The organism is Kitasatospora sp. NPDC086791 (genome assembly GCF_040685975.1).
In the GTDB taxonomy this organism is placed as follows: Bacteria; Actinomycetota; Actinomycetes; order Streptomycetales; family Streptomycetaceae; genus Kitasatospora.
On the sequence record NZ_JBFBOC010000001.1, the window covers coordinates 195,692 to 214,447 of the forward strand.

Here is an 18,756-nt window from a genome sequence, read left to right on the forward strand (position 1 = left end):
GCCCGACACCACCGCCGCGGGCCCGAACCGGCTGACCGGTTCGGGCCCTTGACGCACCGTCACTTCCCCAGCACCCGGGCCAGGTCGTACGAGACCGGCTCCACCAGCTGCTCGTAGGTGCAGCTCTCCGGGGTGCGGTCCGGCCGCCAGCGGCGGAACTGCGCGGTGTGCCGGAACCGGGTGCCCTCCATGTGGTCGTACGCGACCTCGACCACCCGCTCGGGGCGCAGCGCGATCCAGGACAGGTCCTTGCCGCCGGTCCAGCGGCTGACCGCGCCGGGCAGCCGGCCCTCGGCGTGCGCGGCCTCGTCCGCCCAGCTGCCCCACGGGTGCCGGGAGAGGTCGTCCATCCGCAACGGGGCCAGTTCCTCCGCGAGTTGGCGGCGGCGGGCCATCGAGAAGGCGGCGCAGACCCCGACGTGCTGCAGCCTCCCGTCCGCGTCGTTGATGCCGAGCAGGAGGGAGCCGACCACCGGGCCGCTCTTGTGCTCGCGGTAGCCGGCCACCACGCAGTCGGCGGTGCGCTCGTGCTTGATCTTGTACATGGTCCGCTCCCCCGGCCGGTACGGCTGGTCCAGCGGCTTGGCGACCACGCCGTCCAGCCCGGCGCCCTCGTACTCGGCGAACCAGGTCCGCGCGAGCTCGCGGTCGGTGGCGGCGGGGGCCGTGAACACCGGGTCGGCGGCGTCGGCGAGCGCCGCCTCCAGGGCCGGGCGGCGCACCGACAGCGGCTCGTCCAGCAGGGAGTCGTCACCGAGGGCGAGCAGGTCGAAGGCGACGAAGGAGGCCGGGGTCCGCTCGGCGAGCAGCTTCACCCGGCTCGCGGCGGGGTGGATGCGCTCCAGCAGTTCCTCGAAGCGCAGCCGCCCGTCCCGGGCGATCACCACCTCGCCGTCCAGCACGCAGCGCGGCGGCAGCTCGCGCCGGAAGGCCTCGACCAGTTCGGGGAAGTACCTGGTCAGCGGCTTGCCGGTGCGGCTGCCGAGCTCCACCTCGGCGCCGTCGCGGAACACGATGGCGCGGAAGCCGTCCCACTTGGCCTCGTACTGCATGCCGGGCGGGATCTCGGCCACCGACTTGGCGAGCATCGGGGCCACCGGTGGCATCACGGGCAGGTCCATGCGTCCGATCCTCGCCCGCTTCGCCCCGGGGCGCGCGCGGGGCGCGTGGAGCGCGGTGGCGGGCGGGGCTCGAGACGCGCGCCGGGCCCCGCGCGCTTAGCGTGAAGGGCATGGGCTCAGCCGTCGAACTGGAAGTCGCCGGGCGCACCGTCCGGCTGTCGAACCCGGACAAGGTGTACTACCCCGAGCGCGGCTTCACCAAGCTGGACGTCGCCCGCTACTACCTGGCCGTCGCCGACGGGGTCCTGCGCGGCCTGCGCGACCGCCCGACCACGCTGCAGCGCTTCCCCGACGGCGTCGACGGCGACTTCTTCTACCAGAAGCGCGCCCCCAAGGGCCTGCCGGACTGGCTGCCCACGGCCCGGATCGACTTCCCCAGCGGCCGCTCCGCCGACGAGATCTGCCCCACCGAGCCCGCCGCCGTCCTGTGGGCCGCCAACCTGGGCTGCCTCACCTTCCACCCCTGGCCGGTCCGGCGCACCGACACCGACCACGTGGACGAACTGCGCATCGACCTCGACCCGCAGCCCGGCACCGACTTCCACGACGCCGTCCGCGCCGCCCACGAACTGCGCGCCGTGCTGGCGGAGCACGGGCTGCGCGGCTGGCCCAAGTCCTCCGGCGGGCGCGGCCTGCACGTGTACGTGCCGCTCGTGCCCGAGTGGACCTTCACCGACGGCCGGCACGCGGTGATCGCCCTCGGCCGGGTGCTGGAGCAGCGGATGCCCGGCAGGGTCACCACCGCCTGGTGGAAGGAGGAACGCGGCGAGCGGATCTTCGTCGACTACAACCAGATGGCCCGCGACCGCACCATCGCCTCCGCCTACTCCCTGCGCGCCCGCCCTCGTGCCACCGCCTCCGCCCCGCTGCGCTGGGAGGAGCTCGACGACGCCTCCCCGGAGGACTTCGACCTGCGGACCGTCCCGGCCCGCTTCGCCGAACTCGGCGACCTCAACGCCGAGATGGACGGCCAGGCGTTCCGCCTGGAAGGGCTGCTGGAGCTCTACCACCGGCAGCTCCACGACCAGGGCCTCGGCGAACTGCCCTACCCGCCCGACCACCCCAAGGCCGAGGGCGAACCCACCCGCGTCCAGCCGAGCCGCGCCCGGAAGAAGTGAGGCGGCGTAGGCTGGCGCTCTCGACGGACGGGGGCGGCGGATGGGCACACGGGGACTGGCCGGGATCCTGGCGGACGCGGCGGGCGGGGCGTTCCCGCCACCGGACGGTTCGGTGACGGTGGTCCCGCAGCCGTCCCCGCGTGAGGCCGGGGTGGTGGCCTTCGCCGCCCACGCGGTCGTCTTCACCGACGAGGACCCGGCCTGGGTGCACGAGACGCTGGCCGCCGACCCGGGGGATCCGCTGTCCGCGCCGCTCTGCCCGCCGTTCCTGGCCGCCTTCGGAGCGCGCACCGGGCGGACCGTCAACACCATCGACCTGCTGTCGCTCGCCGACCGCCTGCCGGGGGCCCCGCCGCTGCCGCTCACCGAGGAACGGGACCGCGAGCACCCCCGGGTGGTCCGCGCGCTGCGCTACCGCGAGGACGTCCGGGTGTTCACGGCCGACGGCGGCGTGCTGGTGCTCGGCCGCGGCGTGGCCGGCCGCTGGGAGTGCGCGATCGAGGTCGACCCGCACGCCCGGGGCCGCGGCCTCGGCCGCGCCCTCGCCACGGCCGCCCGCCACCTGCTCCCGGCGGGCGACACCGTCTGGGCCCAACAGGCCCCCGGCAACGCCCCCAGCGTCCGCGCCTTCCAGGCCGCGGGCTACCGCCCGGTCGGCGCGGAGGCGCTGCTGGTGACGGGGCGGCCGTAGGACGCGCCGGGACGGCGCTCAGCGCTCAGCGCTCAGCGCTCGATGGTCTGCCACCGCTGGTTGTCGCCGCCGTGGAAGTCCCACTGGTCCGCGGGAGCCCCGTTCTCGGTGCTCCAGCCACCGATCTCCAGTGCCTTGAGAAAGTTGTTGGAGATCTTCCACCCCTCGGTCGGGCTGTTGCGGCCCCACCCCCAGTTCTGGCTCGCCCCGCCGTGGCAGTCCCACTGCCGGACCGGGGCGCCGTTGTCCCTGCGCCAGTCCGCGACCTCCAGGCACTTGCCGCTGTTCACGTTCACGAACGTACCGGGGGTGCCGGAGACGAAGTTCCACACCTGGCTCGCCCCGCCGTGGCAGTCCCACTGCCGGACCGGGGCGCCGTTGTCCGTACGCCAGTCCGCGACCTCCAGGCACTTGCCGCTGTTCACGTTCCGCAGCATCGCCACCTTCGGCGGAATGCCGTTCGGGAAACCCGGGGGGAAGTAGTCCGCGCTCGCTGTCGGAGCGGCCACGGCCACCAGCAGCGCGGCACCGAGTGCCGGCACGAGCGTGCGACGCACGGGGTTCATCAGAGCGTTCTCCCATCGGCAGGTTCCAGAGCCTCCGCCCGAGGCACGAACCGGCCGACGGTGCGGCGCGTCAACCGCGCGCCGACAGCCGTCGATCTCCCCCGAACGACACCGCACCCTAGCGCCCGATGCCCGTACGATCCACCGGAATTGCGCCCGCCGGGGCCAGCTCGGCGACGATCCGCACCGCGTCGGCGATCTGCCCGTCGGTCAGGTCGCCCCGCGCGGTCAGGCGCAGCCGGGAGACGCCGTCCGGGACGGACGGGGGGCGGAAGCAGCCGACGGCGAGGCCGGCCCGGCGGCAGTCGGCGGCCCAGGCGACGGCGGCCTCGGGACCCGGGGCCCGGACGGAGACCACCGCGGCGTCCGGTTCGCAGGCCTGCAGCCCGGCGGCGGTGAGCTGCCGGGCGAGGGTGCGGGCGACCTCGCGGGCGCGCTCGGCCCGGGCGGGTTCGGCGCGCAGAAGCCGCAGCGCGGCGAGCGCGGCGCCGGCGGCGGCCGGGGCGAGACCGGTGTCGAAGATGAAGGTGCGGGCGGTCTCGGTGAGGTGGCGGATCACCCGGCGCGGGCCGAGGACGGCGCCGCCCTGGGAGCCGAGGGACTTGGAGAGCGTCACGGTGGCGACGGTGTCGGGCCGCCCGGCGAGTCCGGCGGCCGCGAGGGCGCCGGTGCCGCCGGGGCCGAGGACGCCCAGCCCGTGGGCGTCGTCCACCAGCAGGGCGGCGCCGTGCGCGCGGACGGCCTCGGACAGCGCGGCCAGCGGGGCGGCGTCGCCGTCCACCGAGAACACCGAGTCGGTGACGACCAGCGCGCGGCGCTGCGCCCGCCCGGCGAGCACCTCGGCCACGGCCGCCGGGTCGCTGTGCGGGGCGCGGTGGACGTCGGCGCGGGAGAGCCGGCAGCCGTCGATCAGCGAGGCGTGGTTGTAGGCGTCGGACACGATCAGGGTGTCCGGGTCGGTGAGCGCGGTGAGCGCGGCCAGGTTGGCGGTGTACCCGGAGGAGAACACCAGCGCCGCCTCGGCCCCGCAGAACTCGGCGAGCTCCTCCTCCAGTTCGGTGTGCAGCGCGGTCGTCCCGGTCACCAGCCGCGACCCGGTCGACCCGCCGCCCCACCGCAGCGCCGCCTCGGCCGCGGCCCGCGTCACCACGGGGTGCCTGGTCAGCCCCAGGTAGTCGTTCCCGGCGAGGTCCAGCACCGGGTCCTCGGCGGGCCTGCTGCGCAGCGTCCGCGTCAGCCCGGCCTCGGCGCGCAGCTCGGCGGCCTCGTCGAGCCAGTCGAAGACGTTAGCCGGGGCGAGCTCGGCGGTGTGCGGTTCGGGCGCAAGCGAGTGGACCATGCCCGGCACTCTGGCACGGTCGTCGCGGACCGGGCAATGTGCCGCTCGGCACAGCGTCGGGTACGAAACCCTGTCTGATTCACCTGCCATTAACCGCTATTCCACCATGAGGTCACCCAGGCCTCCGACTGCGTAAAACCTTCATCAAGCTTTTGCAAAGAGCGCGAGAAGGTATCCACACATGTTCGATACGCTCGTCATTGATCTTCAAACGGGGGAATGTAGAAGTGGCGGACCTCGAATTCGAGCGCCGGATGAATCCGTGGCTGTTCGACGCCAACGGCAACCTGACCGCGGCCGCGAAGAAGCAGTTCCCGGACCTGGTCGGGGCCAACGACGCCCCGGTGTCACTGGGCAGCGGGCAGACCGTCAAGGCGAACCCGGCGATGCTCCAACAGGCGGCGCAGAACGCCTTCGCCCTGCGCGACTCGGTCAAGACCGAGCTGTCCCAGCCCGGCGATCACGTCAACGCCGCGGCCGGCGCCCTCAAGGGGTGGTCCCTCGGCACCGGGCTCACGGGCCTGTGGATGATGTGGTCCGCCCAGGCGGAAGGCCTGCGCAGCAGCGTCGACGACATCGGCAAGCGGCTCCAGAGCACCTCGCAGAGCTACTCCAAGGCCGAGTCGGACATCGGCACCGGCTTCCAGCAGGGCACGAAGGCCTGACGGCCGAGCGAGCCAGGGACACGACGACGACATGGTGACGTTCAGTCAGCTCAAGCAGGTTGACCTCGGCAGCCTCGGTTCGGCGGCCGGCGACTTCGAAACCCTCGTCCGCAACTGGGACCTCACCCAGCGGATGCAGAACGAGGTCATCGGCACGGTCCAGCAGTCCGGCTGGCACGGCGACGCCGCCGGCCTCGCCACCGCCAAGCTCACCTGGGGCCGCGACCAGATCCACGCCGCCTTCGAGGAGGCCTCGGGCATCGCCAAGACCCTCCGCGACGCCCACACCGAGATCACGGCCGCGAAGAAGGACCTCGACACGGCGGTGAGCAAAGCCACCGCCGACGGCCTTACCGTCGACGGCGAGGGCGCGGTGCACTGGCCTCCGGCCCAGTCGCAGGAGGACAAGCGCGACCCCGAGTACGCCAAGAGCTGGCAGGCGAAGGCCCAGACCGCCGCGAAGGCCATCGGCGACGCCCTCGACCGTGCCACCGAGGCCGACATCGCCGCCACCAACGCCCTGGGCACCGACACCGGCAGCGACAGCGGCACGTTCAACGCCACCCCGGTCGGCGGCATCCCGGAGGAGGAGGCCAAGGAGGCCACCTACATCCTCGGCCTCGGCGACAAGGCCACCGACGCCCAGCTCCAGAACCTCCAGAAGCTGCTCGAGCGCCACAACGGCGACCCGCGCTTCGCGGCCTCCTTCTACGGCAAGCAGGACCCGGCGACCTTCCTCGCCCAGTACGGCGCGATGGCGCAGAGCGCGGACTACGCCAACAGCTCCGCCCGCTCCTACGCGGTGAAGAACATCCAGAAGGACCTGGGTCTCACGCTCGCCACCGCGACCGACTCCAAGCAGGTGCCGCACGTCTCGGACGCGTGGGAGACCGAGCTGCGCGCCGCCGGCGCCAAGCAGATCCCCGTCCCCGCGGGCGCCGACCCCGCCCACAGCCCGTACGGCTACCAGATCCTGGCCAACGTCCTGAGGAACGGGAAGTACGACGCGCACTTCCTCAACCCGATCGCCGAGCACGTGACGCAGCTGACCAACGAGAACCCGGTGCGCTGGGACGCGGCCACCAAGGCCACGTACCCCTTCACCGAGCTCAAGTTCGTCGGCGTGCCCGACAAGGACGGCAACATCCAGGGCATCAACCCGATGTCCTCGATCCTGGACGCGCTCGGGCACAGCCCGGAGGCCGCCACCAGGTTCTTCCACGACGCGCCGACCACCTACAACCCGGACGGCACGGTCAAGAGCGCCGGCGGCGAGAACACCTACTTCAAGATGCTCACCGACAGCGGGTCCCGCTCCCTGCTGCTCGACCAGCAGTACCCGCCGCGGCCGAACCCGGGCACCCCCGACCCCTTCGACGTCACCTCGCTCGGCCACGCGCTGGAGGCCGCGACCACGGGACGGGCGTTCGACGACGTCGATGGGAAGTTCCCCCCGCACACGGCGGACATGAAGGACCTCATGACGCAGGTCGTCGACACGTTCGGCGGCAAGGACGGCCCGGGGCTGATCAACGGCGGGGTGTTGTCGAACCTCAACCCCAGCCTCGGCAACATGACCGCCAACTACATCGGCGACGTCCAGGGCGCGCTGGAGGGCCCGGGCGCCGACTCGCACCTCTTCGACCAGACCACGGTCGAACGGCTGGTCGGCACCCTGGGCCGCCACCCCGACGCCTACGCCGCCATCGCGGCCGGTCAGCAGGCGTACACGACCGCCCAGATCCAGGATGTCCTGGCCCACCCCGAGTTACACAAGGACCTGGCGGTGGCGGTCGAGAACATCGCCAAGCCGGCCGGCCAGGTCAACGGGCTGATCACCAGTGCGAGGATCGACGAGGTCTACACCAAGCACGCCGCCAGCGACGCCCAGTACAACGCCGCGATCGACACCAAGCGTGAACTCGCGGGCCAGATCTGGTCGTTCGCCGGCGACGCGCTGAAGGAACGCGCTCCCCTGATCGGCGAGGGCGTCGACAACGTGGTCAACCAGATCATGGACAACGTCGCCGAGGGCTACAAGGTGAACACGCGCGAGGACGCCAGCCTCGAAGCCGGCGACGCGAAGAAGCAGGCCGAGAGCAACTCGCAGCAGGCGATCGTCAACGCCGTCCGGGATGCCGGCCACCACACCGGTGTCGACCCGAACTACGTCAGCGACGTGGCCCGCCGGGCGGCCCAGGAGGAGAACACCGGCTACGGCAGCGGCAGGGACTCCTATGACGCGCTGTTCCCGAAGAGCTAGGACGGTCGGACCATGGTTGACGTCGCCCACATCATCCCGCCGTCCCCGGACGACCCGCCCCGGCGGCCGTCCCGGATCCGCCCCTGGCACGCCGCCGTCGCCCTCGTGGCGGCGGTGGCGGTCGGCGGCGGGTTGTGGGCGTGGAAGCCGTGGCGATCCGTGGAGCTGCCGGAGCACGCGTGCTGGTCGCTCCTGGACAAGGACGACCTGAAACCGCTGGCCGGCCCGGACGGGAAGGCCGTCGAGCCGAAGCCGGCCCGGGAGATCGCCACGCTCGCGAAGCCCGCGTCCGGGAACCGCGACTACCGCTGCGCCGTCCTGTGGACGGGCGGCGCCTCGCTGCTCGACGTGGACATCAGGCCGCCGTGGAACGGGATCGACGCCGACCGCGCGAGCGACGCCGGTCTCGGCCCGATCACGCCGCTGGACTTCGGGCCCGGCGCGACCGGCTGGATCGTCAACCACGACAGGGTCCGGCTCTACGTGTCGTGCGACTTCCAGGGCACGCAGCCCGACACCGGCCGCGCCGCGCCGCCGTACGTCGGCGTGCGGGTCGGCGGGGACCACATCGACGGCACCTCCCCGGCCGCCGTGGGGCAGGCGTACACGGACACCGCCCTGAAGGTCGGCAGGGCCGCCGCGACCGCTTACGAGTGCCGCAACACCGTGCAGCTGCCCGCCACCGCCCCGCACGTCCCCTCCCAGGGCCCGGGCTTTGCCCGGGGTGGCGGCGAGCAGGCAAGATAGCCGGGTGACCCTCCTTGATCTGATGCCGAAGCCCGCCACGCCCGATGCGCTGTACGAGACGTTCGCAGCCTGGGCGGAGGAACGGGGGATCACGCTGTACCCGGCGCAGGAGGAGGCGCTGATCGAGCTGGTGTCGGGGAACAACGTGATCCTGGCGACGCCGACAGGCTCGGGCAAGAGCCTGGTGGCGGCGGGGGCGCACTTCGCGGCGCTGGCGGAGGGGAAGCGGACGTTCTACACCGCGCCGATCAAGGCGCTGGTGTCGGAGAAGTTCTTCGACCTGGTCAAGATGTTCGGCACCGAGCAGGTCGGCATGATGACGGGCGACGCGAGCGTCAACCCGACCGCGCCGATCATCTGCTGCACGGCCGAGGTGCTCGCCCAGATCGCGCTGCGCGACGGCACCCGGGCGGACATCGGCCAGGTGGTCATGGACGAGTTCCACTTCTACGCCGAGCCGGACCGCGGCTGGGCCTGGCAGATCCCGCTGCTGGAGCTGCCGCAGGCGCAGTTCCTGCTGATGTCGGCGACGCTCGGCGACGTCCGCCGCTTCGAGGAGGACCTGACCCGCCGGACCGGCCGTCCGACCACGGTGGTCCGCAACGCGACCCGCCCGGTGCCGCTGTTCTACGAGTACCGCCGCACCACGATGCACGACACGCTCGAAGAGCTGCTGCAGACCGGCCAGGCGCCGGTCTACGTCGTGCACTTCACGCAGAAGGAGGCGGTGGAGCGGGCGCAGTCGCTGATGAGCATCAACATGTGCTCGAAGGCGGAGAAGGAGGCCATCGCCGACCTGATCGGCGGCTTCCGCTTCACCACCAAGTTCGGCCGCAACCTGTCCCGTTACGTGCGCCACGGCATCGGCGTGCACCACGCGGGCATGCTGCCGAAGTACCGCCGGCTGGTCGAACGCCTCGCCCAGGCCGGCCTGTTGAAGGTCATCTGCGGCACCGACACGCTCGGCGTCGGTGTCAATGTGCCGATCCGCACGGTGCTGTTCACCGCCCTGTCCAAGTACGACGGCACCCGGGTGCGCATCCTGCGGGCCCGTGAGTTCCACCAGATCGCCGGGCGGGCCGGGCGGGCCGGCTTCGACACCGTCGGCCAGGTGGTGGCGCAGGCGCCGGAGCACGTGATCGAGAACGACAAGGCGATCGCCAAGGCCGGGGACGACCCGAAGAAGAAGCGCAAGGTGGTGCGCAAGAAGGCGCCGGAGGGCTTCGTCGGCTGGACCGAGGAGACCTTCGACAAGCTGATCGGCGCCGACCCGGAGCCGCTGGTGTCCAGGTTCAAGGTGAGCCACGCGATGCTGCTGTCGGTGATCGGCCGCCCGGGCAACGCCTTCGAGGCGATGCGCAAGCTGCTCACCGACAACCACGAGGACCGGGCCGCGCAGCGCCGGCACATCCGCACCGCGATCGCCATCTACCGTTCGCTGCTGGAGGGCGGCGTGGTGGAGCGGCTGCCGGAGCCGGACGCCGAGGGCCGGATCGTCCGGCTCACCCTGGACCTGCAGGAGAACTTCGCGCTCAACCAGCCGCTGTCCACCTTCGCGCTGGCCTCCTTCGAGCTCCTCGACCCGACCTCGCCCTCGTACGCGATGGACGTGATCTCCGTCGTCGAGGCGACCCTCGACGACCCGCGCCAGATCCTCGCCGCGCAGCAGAACAAGGCGCGCGGCGAGGCCGTCGGCGAGATGAAGCGGGACGGCATCGAGTACGAGGAGCGGATGGAGCGGCTCCAGGAGATCACCTACCCGAAGCCGCTGGAGGAACTCCTCACCCACGCCTACGAGGTGTACCGCCGGGCGCACCCGTGGATCGGCGACCACCAGCTGCAGCCGAAGTCGGTGGTCCGCGACCTGTACGAGCGGGCGATGACCTTCTCGGACTACGTCGGCTTCTACGAGCTGGCGCGCACCGAGGGCATCGTGCTGCGCTACCTGGCGGGCGCGTTCAAGGCGCTGGAGCAGACCGTCCCCGAGGACGTGAAGACCGACGACCTGAAGGACGTCATCGCCTGGCTCGGCGAGCTGGTCCGCCAGGTCGACTCCAGCCTGCTGGACGAGTGGGAGCAGCTGGCCAACCCGACCGAGCCGCAGGCCGCCGAGGTGCGGCTGGACGACAAGCCGGCGCCGGTCACGGCCAACGCGCGGGCCTTCCGGGTGCTGGTCCGCAACGAGATGTTCCGCCGGGTCGAGCTGTGCGCGCTGGAGCACTACGAGGAACTGGCCGAGCTGGACGGCGAGTACGGCTGGGACGCGGACCGCTGGGCGGACGCCATGGACGGGTACTGGGAGGAGTACGACGACCTCGGCACCGGCCCGAACGCGCGCGGCCCGAAGATGCTGATCATCGAGGAGGAGGACTCCTCCTGGCGGGTCCGGCAGATCTTCGACGACCCGGAGGGCGACCACGACTGGGGCATCAGCGCCGAGGTCGACCTGTACGGCTCGGACGAGGAGGGCCGGGCGGTGCTGCGGGTGACCGCGGTGGACCGGCTCGGCGGCTGACGGCCGAAGCTGCCCCGAACGAAACGCCCGAGGGGGCCCGGACTCACCGGGCCCCCTCGGGCGTTCGTCACGTCCGCAGCGCGGAGCTCGTCACATCCAGACGAACGGCGCGCCCGCCGCGTACGAGATCGCGCGGGTGGCCTCGTCCAGGTTCTGTTCGGCGCTGGGTGCCGAATTGGTCGGCGTCGGGGTGGGCGCGGTCGGCGCGCCCGTCGCGCTCGGGGTCGGCGCCGCCGCGCGGCCGTCGCCGGTCCGCGAGCTGGTGACCGTCACGTAGTGCCCGACCACCTCGACCCGCGGGTCGCTCCCCGGCTTGGCGCCGGCGGGCTGGGCGGGGGCGGTGGTGGCGTCCGCGAGGATGAAGGCGACCGCTCCGGGCTTGGCCCGCAGGGCCTCGGCGGCTCTGACGGCGGCGGCCTGGTCGGGGAAGCGCAGCATGGTGACGCTGCTGAGCACCGGGCGGTCCTGGCCGGCGAAGCTGACGGTCAGGTAGGCCTGGCAGCCGCTGTCCTTCAGCGGGTCCTGGGCGCGGTCCTGGAGGGTCTCGGCGCAGTTCTCGCCCTGCCGGGCGCCGTTGCGCCGCGCCTTGTAGCCGGCCACCTCGACCGGCCGCTGGGCGGGGAAGAAGTTGTCGACGTTGAGGTTCTCGGAGTCGATGCGCGGCGGCGGGGTGCCCACCACCGGCGGCGTTCCGGCCCCGTCCGTGGTGGACGGGCCGAGCCCCGGTATGTAGTCGCCGGGCATCGGGCGGGTGATGATCCATCCGCCGACCACGACCACGCCGGCCACGGCGATCCAGCCGACCGCCCGGCGGCCGCCCATCCGTCGGACCCACCTGCGGGCGAGTTCGACGCCAATGCCGGTCTCAAGCCCGTTCCCGGTGCCGGTCCCGGTCCCATTCCCGGCGCCGGTCCCGTTCCCGGCGCCGGCCGCGACGCCGCTACCGCTGCCCCCGGCGTCGGCGCCCCCGCCGACCCGCTGCCCTGCCCGGCCTTCCCGGCCCTCTCCCGGAGTCGGGGTGTGCTCCCCCTGCGTGGTCATGGCGCAGATTCTAAGCACCTCGGGGGTGGCCTGGGTCACGGGGTCGGGGGTTGTGGATCACCGGCCGCGGGCCCTTTCGACTACTCGCCGGTAACCTTCACCTCGGGTCCACGTCAAGCTCGTGACCAGCGGCGCAGCCGTGACCTTCGACACTGTGGCAATCGGCACATCCTCACACCGATCTTCTGGCGGGTTTGCTCTGGCGCCGCTCGATCACCAGAAGGCAGGATCGCCCCATGGATCTGCTCGATACCCTCACCGCCAAGGGCCTGCGCGGCGAAGTCCCGACCCGCGAGGAGGCCCTGGCCGTCCTCGCCACCACCGACGACGAGCTGCTCGACGTGGTCGCCGCGGCCGGCAAGGTGCGCCGCCGCTGGTTCGGCCGCCGGGTGAAGCTCAACTACCTGGTGAACCTCAAGAGCGGCCTCTGCCCGGAGGACTGTTCGTACTGCTCGCAGCGGCTCGGGTCCAAGGCCGAGATCCTCAAGTACACCTGGCTCAAGCCGGACCAGGCCGCCGACGCCGCCCGCGCCGGCGTGGCCGGCGGTGCCAAGCGGGTCTGCCTGGTCGCCAGCGGCCGCGGCCCGACGGACCGCGACATCGACCGGGTCACCACCACCATGGCCGCCATCAAGGAGGCCGACCCCGAGGTCGAGATCTGCGTCTGCCTGGGCCTGCTCTCCGACAACCAGGCGGAGCGGCTCAAGGCGGCCGGCGCCGACGCCTACAACCACAACCTCAACACCTCCGAGGGCACCTACGGCGACATCGCCACCACCCACACCTACGCGGACCGGGTGGACACCGTGCAGAAGGCGCACGGCGCGGGCCTGTCCGCCTGCTCCGGCCTGATCGCGGGCATGGGCGAGAGCGACGAGGACCTGGTCGACGTGGTGTTCGCGCTGCGCGAGCTGGGCTCGGACTCCGTCCCGGTCAACTTCCTGATCCCGTTCGAGGGCACCCCGCTCGCCAAGGAGTGGAACCTCAGCCCGCAGCGCTGCCTGCGCATCCTGGCGATGGCCCGCTTCGTCCACCCGGACACCGAGGTGCGGATCGCCGGCGGGCGCGAGGTGCACCTGCGCTCGATGCAGCCGCTCGGCCTGCACATCGCCAACTCCATCTTCCTCGGCGACTACCTGACCAGCGAGGGCCAGGCCGGACAGGCCGACCTCGACATGATCAAGGACGCCGGCTTCGAGGTCGAGGGCGCCGGCGAGGCCACCCTGCCGCGCCACCGCGCCGACCTCGCCGAGGCGGCCCAGGCGGCTCAGGCCGCCGGCGGCTGCGGCACCGCGGCCTCGGCCTGCGGCAGCGGCGGCGGCTGCGGCCCGTGCGGCGGGCACTCCCACGCGCCGGCCGAGACGGCCGAGACGGTTCCCGCCCCGGCCGAGGAGACCGCCACCGCCAACGACGAGCTCCGCAGCGACCTCGTCAAGGTCCGCCGCCGCGGCGCCGGCACCGAACTCGCCCCCAACGCCTGACCCTTCGGGCCACTTCGGAGAGATCCCACCATGCCCCAGCTGTCCGCGGACACGCTGCTCACCCTCGACCGCGCCCACGTCTGGCACCCGTACGGCCCGATGCCCGGCACCACGACCCCGTACGTGGTCGATTCCGCCTCGGGCGTCCGGCTGCGCCTGGCCCAGCCGGTCGCGGGCGGGCAGCGCGAGTTGGTCGACGGGATGTCGTCCTGGTGGGCGGCGATCCACGGCTACCGGCACCCGGTGCTGGACGAGGCCGTGCGCGAGCAGCTGGGGCGGATGAGTCACGTGATGTTCGGCGGGCTCACCCACGAGCCCGCCGTCCGGCTGGCGGCCCGGCTGGTGGAGATCACCCCGGAGCCGCTGCAGCACGTCTTCCTCGCCGACTCGGGCTCGGTCTCGGTCGAGGTCGCGATGAAGATGTGCCTGCAGTACTGGCAGTCGACCGGACGGCCGCGGAAGCGCCGACTGCTGACCTGGCGCGGCGGCTACCACGGCGACACCTTCCACCCGATGTCGGTCTGCGACCCGGACGGCGGGATGCACCACCTGTGGGGCGGGGTGCTGCCCGGGCAGCTCTTCGCGCCGCAGCCGCCGGCCGGGTTCGACGCCCCACTGGACGCCGAATACGCCGCGCAGTTCGAGGAGTTGATGGTGCGTCACGCCGACGAGCTGGCCGCCGTCATCGTCGAGCCGGTCGTCCAGGGCGCGGGTGGCATGCAGTTCCACTCCCCCGCGTACCTGCGGATGCTCCGCGAACTCTGCGACCGCTACGGGGTGTTGCTGGTCTTCGACGAGATCGCCACCGGATTCGGGCGCAGCGGCGCCCTGTTCGCCGCCGACCACGCGGGCGTCTCCCCGGACGTGATGTGCCTCGGCAAGGCGCTCACCGGCGGCTACCTGACCCTGGCCGCCGCGCTGTGCACCGGCGAGATCGCCGACGGGATCAGCCGCGGCGAGGTGCCGGTGCTCGCGCACGGCCCGACGTTCATGGGAAACCCGCTGGCCTGCGCGGCCGCGAACGCCTCGCTGGACCTGCTGCTCGGGCAGGAGTGGGCGGTCCGGGTCAAGCACATCGAGGGCGGGCTGCGCGACGGCCTCGCGGCGGCCGCGGACGTCCCCGGCGTGCGCGACGTACGGGTCCAGGGGGCCATCGGCGTGGTGCAGTTGGACCACCCGGTGGACGTCCGGGCGGCGACCGAGGCGGCCGCACGGGAGGGCGTCTGGCTGCGCCCCTTCCGGGACCTGATCTACACGATGCCCCCCTATGTGACGGAGGACGAGGACGTGGCACGGATCGCTGCCGCCGTGACCGCCGCGGCGGTGGCGGGATGAGCGCGCACGACGCGGGAGCGGGCACGCACGGCAGCGCGACGGGCGCGCGCATCCTGTTCGTGACCGGGACGAACACCGACGTCGGCAAGACCGTCGCCACCGCCGCCGTCGCCTCGGCGGCGCTTCAGGCCGGACTGAAGGTCGCCGTGCTCAAGCCCGGACAGACCGGCGTGGCTCCGGGCGAGCCCGGGGACGCGGCGGAAGTGGCTCGCCTGGCTGGCGAACTGACGGTCCGCGAGCTGGTGCGTTACCCGGAGCCGCTGGCCCCCGACACCGCCGCGCGGCGGGCCGGAATGCCGTACCTCTCCCCCGCCGAGGTGGTGGCCGAGGTCGCCGACCTCGCGGCCACGCACGACCTGGTGCTGGTCGAGGGCGCGGGCGGCCTGCTGGTCCGCTACGACGACGAGGGCCGCACCCTGGCCGACCAGGCCCGGGCCGTCCTCGACGCCGGGCTGGCCGCCGAGGTCCTGCTCGTCGCCTCCGCCGGACTCGGCACGCTCAACATCGTGTCGCTCACCGCAGAGGCGCTTTCGCTGCGCGGACTGCCCCTCGCCGGCGTCCTGGTCGGCTCCTGGCCCGCCGCTCCGGGTCTGGCCGAACGCTGCAACCTGGCCGACCTGCCCCGCTCGGCCGGCGCCCCGCTGCTCGGCGCGCTGCCGGAACGCGCGGGCGCCGCCGAGGACTTCGCCGCCCTCGCCGCCGCCTCGCTGGCCCCCGAGCTGGGCGGTCGCTGGAACGCGGAGCACTTCGCGCGGGCCCACCGGGCGGATTGAGCCCGGCTTCGCTCGAAGGTGTGATCTCTGCGCCCGAACCATGGGTGCGAGGGGTACGGGTCAATACCGTTCCTTCCATGACAGACGGGCTGACCGTGGACGAGGCCCTGCGGGCCTTGGCCGCCCTGGAGGCGGCGTGGAAGGACGACGACGAGGCGCTGGTCGCGCTGGCGGCGGGCAGCGCCCACGAACCGCCGCTGCCGGCGCTGGTGGCCGCGTACGGCGAACACGCGATGGACACGCTGATGGCGCTCGCCTTCGGCCTGCGGTCCACCATGAGCGACGAGGAACTCGCCGAGATCTCGGACGCGGTCAGCTCCAACATCGGCGCCCGGATGAGCGCCCTGCTCACCCAGACCCTCAAGGCCTGGGGCACCCTCGCCGCCCCGGACGACTTCGCGGTGACGAAGATCATCGCCCACACCGTGATCGACGCGATGCGGGCCGTGACCGAGGACCCGAGCAAGACCGAAGTCCTGCCCCTGCTGGCCACCTTCCGCAGCTACGCCCTCAACGACGTGTGAGGGCTGGCTCTTTCGCGCGGGCTTCGAGCCACGGCTCGAAGCCCGCGCGGTTATGTACGCACCCTCAACCACCCTGCGGCGAGCGCGAATCCGCCCGTCGAGGCAGCGAGGAAGAGGAGGACGAAGGCAAGTGCGGTCGCCGAGGCGGGAACGTCCTCGGGAACCGCGAGGAGTGCGGCACCGGCGATGGTGAGGCTCCCGACGGTGATGAGGCCGGCGGCGACTACGGCCGCATACCTCTGCGGAGGACGACGACCAGCCGCTCGATGACGTCCGGCCGGGCGGCCCCGAGGTCGATCAGGATGAGGCCGGTGGCCTTGGCCGAGTGCCAGTCGATGCCCAGGGACGGGAGCTTCACGTCGGCGGCGCCCAGGACGGCCTGGAGGTCGTCGAGGAGGTCGGCGGCGGTGCGACGGTCCTCGGCCGTGATCTTGGAAATCATGCTGCTCATGGGGCATCTCACTGTTCGTGGTTCGTGATCCAACGCGCTTCGGTGTCCCATTCCAGGCCGCCGCCGAGGGGCCGGAGGAAGGCGCGCCCGTGCTGCCACCCCATGAAGGCGGCCCAGCACCCGGAACGGACGTCGAAGACCCGCTCGCCGACGGAGGAGGGGCGGTAGGGCTCGGACGGCGGCGCCACCCGCCGCACGGGCGGAGCGGGCGGGGCGATGGCGTCGGCCCCCATGCGCGCTTCGGGGATGGAGCCCCCGCACTGCGAACACCGGCAGGGCGGGAAGTTCCGCCGAAGGATAAGGCTTTCGCCAGATTGATTGTTCGTCGTATCCACCGATTAACTCCTCTCTGTTGCTGACTCCTCACCAAGAGTGGCCAATCGCGGCTGGCATCGGAAGAGGTTTTCTTTGACGGCGCATGTTGTGGAATCGAGTGATCACCGTGCCCCAGCAGGAACTTGACGCGACCACATCCCCGAACAAGGCCATCGGCGTCCAACTGCGGCGGATGGTCCGACTGCCGAATCTGAGCTGTACCTTGGTTCGCCCGCCGATCCGCTACTGCTGACTTCGAGTGGTCAACAGGCGTATACCGAATTCCTCAAGGTACTGACGCCGCCTTTCGGCGGCGGCCTGGTCGCCGAGGTGCGCGATCGTAGGGAGGACCACGGCGTACAGGTCTCGCTGCTCCGCGATGCCGATGAGGAGGGCGTCAGGTTCGGTGCCGTCGTCGGTGATCACGTTGGAAAGGTGGAGCTCCCGCCGCACGCAGAACGAGTCGAGGACATCGGCCAGTGCTTGTCGACGGGGCTGCGCCACGGCGACAGCCGTTCGAAGGAGCCCCACCACGATGGGTCGTGGGACAGGCAGTTGCTCGGTGAGCATGTCGGGGTCGTCCCTTCCGGTCGGCGAGGCCATCGGCCTTGAGACTGCCGGAGGCGTGGTCGTTGCGGAATCGCGTCCTGTGGCAGTTCCGTGGCAGTTTCGACGCACGACGACCGCTTGCGGTGCTTCGATGACTGCCCGGAGCGGAGGTGGGGATGGCTGCAGTGATCATGTGGACCGGGCTCGAAGCAAGAGCTCTGCGGCTGGCGTGCCGCAAGTCTGTCCGGGATTGGGCAGCGCAATTGGGCATGTCGGTGCGGGCGGTGTCGAACTGGGAGAAGCTCGGGGCAGGCACTCGGCCCAGGCCGGACACCCAAGCGATCTTCGACACCGTGCTGCGCCAGTGCACCCCCGAGGCGAGGACGCGCTTCGAAGCCCTCATGGCCCGGCACACCGACGCTCCGGTGCCCCCGGAGTTCCAGGCCGGGCCACGGACCTGGGAGTACGAATCATGGGCGGAGGACATCGAGCGAGCCGTGCTGGCGGCGTCCCGACAGGACTTCGTGTTCGCAGGAGGCCTGCTGGAACGCTGGCGGTCACACTGGCCGGCCGCCGAACTCGACGACCGCGGAATCTACTTGCTGGCCCGTTCGACGACGTTAGTAGGTGACCTTCGCCGCGATCAGGGCGCACTTCTCGGCCCAGGGTCGGCAGCGACGTCCTACGCCCAGGCCCGGTTGTTGTACACCCGGCTCGACATCCCCCGGCGGACGGCCCAGTTGGACCTGTCTTTGGCAGTGGTGACAGAGATGTCCGGACAGCTATCCGCTGCGGCAAGCCGGTATTCGGACCTCGCCGGCGATGTTCGTCTCAGCACGCGGGATCGAACTCGCGCGGCCTTGTGGGTCGGTACCTCGCTCGACAAGCAAGGCGATCACGAACAGGCCATCGGCATCGCCGAGTCGGCGATCCGGGTCTTCGCGGACCTCGGAGAGGTAGAGGACTGGGCGACGGCCACTCAGAAGCTGGCGCTCGCCCACCGTGGCGCGGGGAACCTCGGGGAGGCGGTGCGGCTGATCGAGGTGGCACGGACGAACACCACAGGTTCGGCGCCGATGCAGGACGTGCGGCTGACCACCGCCCACGGGCACATCCTGCTGAGCGACCGCGCCACGGTCGAGGAGGGGTACGCTCTGCTGAACCGGGCCGAACAGTTGGCAGGCCAGTACGGTATGACCCACCAGCGGAGGAGCATCCAAGGAATCCGATCCGGATTCCAACGGGCACCGTGCCTTCAGTGA

At 72.0% G+C, this 18,756-nt stretch carries 18 protein-coding genes; 11 read left to right on the plus strand and 7 right to left on the minus strand.

Features of this window, described 5'->3' with window-relative positions; genetic code table 11:
* Nucleotides 1-59 precede the first annotated feature (59 nt).
* Nucleotides 60-1,121 (minus strand): ATP-dependent DNA ligase, encoded by a 1,062-nt coding sequence (locus AB0Q99_RS00775; protein WP_363567045.1) that lies wholly within the window; start codon nucleotides 1,119-1,121, stop codon nucleotides 60-62.
* A 110-nt stretch (nucleotides 1,122-1,231) separates the two neighbouring features.
* Between AB0Q99_RS00775 and ligD the strand changes: the two genes are divergently transcribed.
* Together ligD and AB0Q99_RS00785 are read left to right on the plus strand one after the other, a co-directional pair.
* Nucleotides 1,232-2,239 carry a non-homologous end-joining DNA ligase gene (ligD, locus tag AB0Q99_RS00780; RefSeq protein ID WP_363567047.1) on the plus strand — a complete coding sequence of 336 codons (1,008 nt, stop codon included), beginning with the start codon at nucleotides 1,232-1,234 and terminating at the stop codon, nucleotides 2,237-2,239.
* Between the two features lie 40 nt (nucleotides 2,240-2,279).
* A complete protein-coding gene (locus AB0Q99_RS00785) occupies nucleotides 2,280-2,930 on the plus strand; it encodes a GNAT family N-acetyltransferase (protein ID WP_363567049.1) in 651 nt (216 codons plus the stop codon).
* A gap of 32 nt (nucleotides 2,931-2,962) precedes the next feature.
* On the opposite strand, the gene AB0Q99_RS00790 is transcribed toward AB0Q99_RS00785, so the two are convergent.
* Together AB0Q99_RS00790 and AB0Q99_RS00795 are read right to left on the minus strand one after the other, a co-directional pair.
* On the minus strand, nucleotides 2,963-3,496 hold the full coding sequence (locus AB0Q99_RS00790) for an RICIN domain-containing protein (RefSeq protein WP_363567051.1): 534 nt from the start codon (nucleotides 3,494-3,496) through the stop codon (nucleotides 2,963-2,965).
* Between the two features lie 118 nt (nucleotides 3,497-3,614).
* Complete coding sequence (locus AB0Q99_RS00795; protein WP_363567053.1) at nucleotides 3,615-4,835, minus strand: 8-amino-7-oxononanoate synthase; 1,221 nt, start codon at nucleotides 4,833-4,835, stop codon at nucleotides 3,615-3,617.
* A gap of 227 nt (nucleotides 4,836-5,062) precedes the next feature.
* On the opposite strand from AB0Q99_RS00795, the gene AB0Q99_RS00800 reads away from it, so the two are divergent.
* From AB0Q99_RS00800 to AB0Q99_RS00815, 4 genes are read left to right on the plus strand one after another with little or no spacing between them, the layout of a single operon-like run.
* Nucleotides 5,063-5,500, plus strand: coding sequence for a hypothetical protein (locus AB0Q99_RS00800; protein WP_363567055.1), 438 nt, complete (start codon nucleotides 5,063-5,065; stop codon nucleotides 5,498-5,500).
* A gap of 31 nt (nucleotides 5,501-5,531) precedes the next feature.
* Nucleotides 5,532-7,763: a hypothetical protein gene (locus tag AB0Q99_RS00805; protein WP_363567057.1), complete on the plus strand. Its 2,232-nt coding sequence runs from the start codon at nucleotides 5,532-5,534 to the stop codon at nucleotides 7,761-7,763.
* A gap of 12 nt (nucleotides 7,764-7,775) precedes the next feature.
* Nucleotides 7,776-8,510 carry a hypothetical protein gene (locus AB0Q99_RS00810; protein WP_363567059.1) on the plus strand — a complete coding sequence of 245 codons (735 nt, stop codon included), beginning with the start codon at nucleotides 7,776-7,778 and terminating at the stop codon, nucleotides 8,508-8,510.
* Between the two features lie 22 nt (nucleotides 8,511-8,532).
* On the plus strand, nucleotides 8,533-11,025 hold the full coding sequence (locus AB0Q99_RS00815; protein WP_363568165.1) for a DUF3516 domain-containing protein: 2,493 nt from the start codon (nucleotides 8,533-8,535) through the stop codon (nucleotides 11,023-11,025).
* A 90-nt stretch (nucleotides 11,026-11,115) separates the two neighbouring features.
* Here the strand turns inward: AB0Q99_RS00815 and AB0Q99_RS00820 are convergent, their stop codons facing one another.
* Nucleotides 11,116-11,847, minus strand: a complete 732-nt coding sequence (locus AB0Q99_RS00820) for a hypothetical protein (protein ID WP_363567061.1) — start codon at nucleotides 11,845-11,847, stop codon at nucleotides 11,116-11,118.
* A gap of 455 nt (nucleotides 11,848-12,302) precedes the next feature.
* Between AB0Q99_RS00820 and bioB the strand changes: the two genes are divergently transcribed.
* The 4 genes from bioB (at nucleotide 12,303) to AB0Q99_RS00840 (ending at nucleotide 16,179) form a co-directional block, all read left to right on the plus strand.
* Nucleotides 12,303-13,547 carry a biotin synthase BioB gene (bioB, locus tag AB0Q99_RS00825; RefSeq protein WP_363567063.1) on the plus strand — a complete coding sequence of 415 codons (1,245 nt, stop codon included), beginning with the start codon at nucleotides 12,303-12,305 and terminating at the stop codon, nucleotides 13,545-13,547.
* Nucleotides 13,548-13,577: 30 nt separating this feature from the next.
* Nucleotides 13,578-14,882: an adenosylmethionine--8-amino-7-oxononanoate transaminase gene (locus AB0Q99_RS00830; RefSeq protein ID WP_363567065.1), complete on the plus strand. Its 1,305-nt coding sequence runs from the start codon at nucleotides 13,578-13,580 to the stop codon at nucleotides 14,880-14,882.
* Nucleotides 14,879-15,655, plus strand: a complete 777-nt coding sequence (bioD, locus tag AB0Q99_RS00835; RefSeq protein ID WP_363567067.1) for a dethiobiotin synthase — start codon at nucleotides 14,879-14,881, stop codon at nucleotides 15,653-15,655. Before AB0Q99_RS00830 ends, bioD begins: the two co-directional genes overlap by 4 nt.
* Before the next feature lie 77 nt (nucleotides 15,656-15,732).
* The gene (locus tag AB0Q99_RS00840) at nucleotides 15,733-16,179 is read left to right on the plus strand and encodes a hypothetical protein (RefSeq protein ID WP_363567069.1); all 447 of its coding nucleotides are present in this window, start codon (nucleotides 15,733-15,735) and stop codon (nucleotides 16,177-16,179) included.
* A gap of 223 nt (nucleotides 16,180-16,402) precedes the next feature.
* Here AB0Q99_RS00840 and AB0Q99_RS00845 read toward each other — a convergent pair whose 3' ends face one another.
* The 3 genes from AB0Q99_RS00845 to AB0Q99_RS00855 all read right to left on the minus strand — a co-directional run bounded on the left by AB0Q99_RS00845 (nucleotide 16,403) and on the right by AB0Q99_RS00855 (nucleotide 17,515).
* Nucleotides 16,403-16,630 (minus strand): hypothetical protein, encoded by a 228-nt coding sequence (locus AB0Q99_RS00845; RefSeq protein ID WP_363567071.1) that lies wholly within the window; start codon nucleotides 16,628-16,630, stop codon nucleotides 16,403-16,405.
* 8 nt (nucleotides 16,631-16,638) lie between these two features.
* Nucleotides 16,639-16,863: a hypothetical protein gene (locus AB0Q99_RS00850; RefSeq protein WP_363567073.1), complete on the minus strand. Its 225-nt coding sequence runs from the start codon at nucleotides 16,861-16,863 to the stop codon at nucleotides 16,639-16,641.
* A gap of 325 nt (nucleotides 16,864-17,188) precedes the next feature.
* Nucleotides 17,189-17,515: a hypothetical protein gene (locus tag AB0Q99_RS00855; RefSeq protein WP_363567075.1), complete on the minus strand. Its 327-nt coding sequence runs from the start codon at nucleotides 17,513-17,515 to the stop codon at nucleotides 17,189-17,191.
* A 155-nt stretch (nucleotides 17,516-17,670) separates the two neighbouring features.
* Here AB0Q99_RS00855 and AB0Q99_RS00860 point away from each other — a divergent pair, with 155 nt between their 5' ends.
* Complete coding sequence (locus tag AB0Q99_RS00860) at nucleotides 17,671-18,756, plus strand: hypothetical protein (RefSeq protein WP_363567077.1); 1,086 nt, start codon at nucleotides 17,671-17,673, stop codon at nucleotides 18,754-18,756.

Bases quoted from the DNA above. Each gene is read 5' to 3' on its own strand.
- bioD (WP_363567067.1), top strand. From the start codon at position 14,879: ATGAGCGCGCACGACGCGGGAGCGGGCACGCACGGCAGCGCGACGGGC.
- AB0Q99_RS00815 (WP_363568165.1), top strand. From the start codon at position 8,533: ATGCCGAAGCCCGCCACGCCCGATGCGCTGTACGAGACGTTCGCAGCC.
- AB0Q99_RS00805 (WP_363567057.1), top strand. From the start codon at position 5,532: ATGGTGACGTTCAGTCAGCTCAAGCAGGTTGACCTCGGCAGCCTCGGT.
- AB0Q99_RS00810 (WP_363567059.1), top strand. From the start codon at position 7,776: ATGGTTGACGTCGCCCACATCATCCCGCCGTCCCCGGACGACCCGCCC.
- AB0Q99_RS00850 (WP_363567073.1), bottom strand. From the start codon at position 16,863: ATGGGGGCCGACGCCATCGCCCCGCCCGCTCCGCCCGTGCGGCGGGTG.
- AB0Q99_RS00840 (WP_363567069.1), top strand. From the start codon at position 15,733: ATGACAGACGGGCTGACCGTGGACGAGGCCCTGCGGGCCTTGGCCGCC.
- AB0Q99_RS00845 (WP_363567071.1), bottom strand. From the start codon at position 16,630: ATGAGCAGCATGATTTCCAAGATCACGGCCGAGGACCGTCGCACCGCC.
- bioB (WP_363567063.1), top strand. From the start codon at position 12,303: ATGGATCTGCTCGATACCCTCACCGCCAAGGGCCTGCGCGGCGAAGTC.
- ligD (WP_363567047.1), top strand. From the start codon at position 1,232: ATGGGCTCAGCCGTCGAACTGGAAGTCGCCGGGCGCACCGTCCGGCTG.
- AB0Q99_RS00855 (WP_363567075.1), bottom strand. From the start codon at position 17,515: ATGCTCACCGAGCAACTGCCTGTCCCACGACCCATCGTGGTGGGGCTC.
- AB0Q99_RS00775 (WP_363567045.1), bottom strand. From the start codon at position 1,121: ATGGACCTGCCCGTGATGCCACCGGTGGCCCCGATGCTCGCCAAGTCG.
- AB0Q99_RS00795 (WP_363567053.1), bottom strand. From the start codon at position 4,835: ATGGTCCACTCGCTTGCGCCCGAACCGCACACCGCCGAGCTCGCCCCG.
- AB0Q99_RS00820 (WP_363567061.1), bottom strand. From the start codon at position 11,847: ATGGGCGGCCGCCGGGCGGTCGGCTGGATCGCCGTGGCCGGCGTGGTC.
- AB0Q99_RS00860 (WP_363567077.1), top strand. From the start codon at position 17,671: ATGGCTGCAGTGATCATGTGGACCGGGCTCGAAGCAAGAGCTCTGCGG.
- AB0Q99_RS00785 (WP_363567049.1), top strand. From the start codon at position 2,280: ATGGGCACACGGGGACTGGCCGGGATCCTGGCGGACGCGGCGGGCGGG.
- AB0Q99_RS00790 (WP_363567051.1), bottom strand. From the start codon at position 3,496: ATGAACCCCGTGCGTCGCACGCTCGTGCCGGCACTCGGTGCCGCGCTG.
- AB0Q99_RS00830 (WP_363567065.1), top strand. From the start codon at position 13,578: ATGCCCCAGCTGTCCGCGGACACGCTGCTCACCCTCGACCGCGCCCAC.